The organism is Mesorhizobium sp. M7A.F.Ca.CA.002.04.1.1, assembly GCF_004022805.1.
In the GTDB taxonomy this organism is placed as follows: Bacteria; Pseudomonadota; Alphaproteobacteria; order Rhizobiales; family Rhizobiaceae; genus Mesorhizobium; species Mesorhizobium ciceri.
Window position 1 is genome coordinate 1 of the sequence record NZ_RZPL01001099.1, and the last position, 1,144, is coordinate 1,144.

At 60.0% G+C, this 1,144-nt stretch carries 1 protein-coding gene; it reads left to right on the forward strand.

Going from position 1 to position 1,144, the window contains the following annotated elements; genetic code table 11:
• Window positions 1-59 precede the first annotated feature (59 nt).
• The coding region (bamA, locus tag ENZ75_RS32465) for an outer membrane protein assembly factor BamA (RefSeq protein WP_128278646.1) at window positions 60-1,144 on the forward strand (1,085 nt) is incomplete at its 3' end.

Below are 1,144 nucleotides of genomic sequence, written 5' to 3' on the forward strand. Positions count from 1 at the left end.
AATTACCGCACGTCCGGTTTTCTCGCCGTGGGGACTACGAGAAAAGGTTATTAAGCCCGATGAAGGCAGCATCCAAGTTTCTAAGCGCCGCGTCCGCGGTGACCCTGTCCGCGGCCATGGTCGTGCCAGGCGCGCTCGCAGTGCAGTTCGTTGCCACATCGGCGGCTGAAGCCGCTGTCGTCAGCAGAGTCGAAGTAAGCGGCAACCAGCGTATCGACGCTGAGACCATCCGCAATTACATCACCATCAAGCCGGGCAAGGCTTTCTCCAGTTCCGATATCGACGGTGCGGTCAAGGCACTGTTTGGCACCGGCCTGTTTTCGGATGTGCAGATCAACCAGGTCGGCTCGACGCTGGTGGTCAAGGTTGCCGAGTATCAGGTTGTCAACCAGGTGCTGTTCCAGAACAACAAGAAACTCAAGGACAATGCGCTCGCGGCGGCGGTGCAGCTGAAGCCACGCGGAACGTTCTCGCAGGCGACGCTCGATGCCGACGTGGAGTCGGTCAAGGCTGCCTACAGGCGCATTGGTCGCGACGACGTGACCGTGACCACGCAGGTCATGCAGCTTGGCGACAATCGCGTGAATGTGGTCTTCAACATTGCCGAAGGCGATCGCACGCAGATCGCGGCGATCAATTTCGTCGGCAACAGCGCCTATTCCAGCCGCCGCCTGTCGGATATCATCAACACCAAGCGTTCGTCCTGGGTTTCCTTCATCCTGCGCGACGACGTCTACGACGATGACAAGCTGCGCGCGGACCAGGAGCTGCTGCGCCGCTTCTACTACAATCACGGCTATGCCGACTTCCAGGTCGTGTCCGCCGTCGGCGAGCTCGACAGCGCGACGAACAAGTACACGGTCACCATCACCGTCCAGGAAGGCGACCGCTACACGTTCGGCGATGTCAGCGTCGAGAGCACGATCCCTGAAGTCGACGGCAAGTCGCTGGAATCGGTGATCGAGACGCACAAGGGTGACGTCTACAACGCCAAGAACGTCGAGGATTCCATCATCGCGCTGACCGAGAAGGTGGCCGGTTCCGGCTATGCCTTCGCGCAGGTCACGCCGCGCGGCGACCGCAATTTCGAGAACCACACCATTTCGGTCGTCTACACGATCGACCAGGGCACCAAGGCCTATAT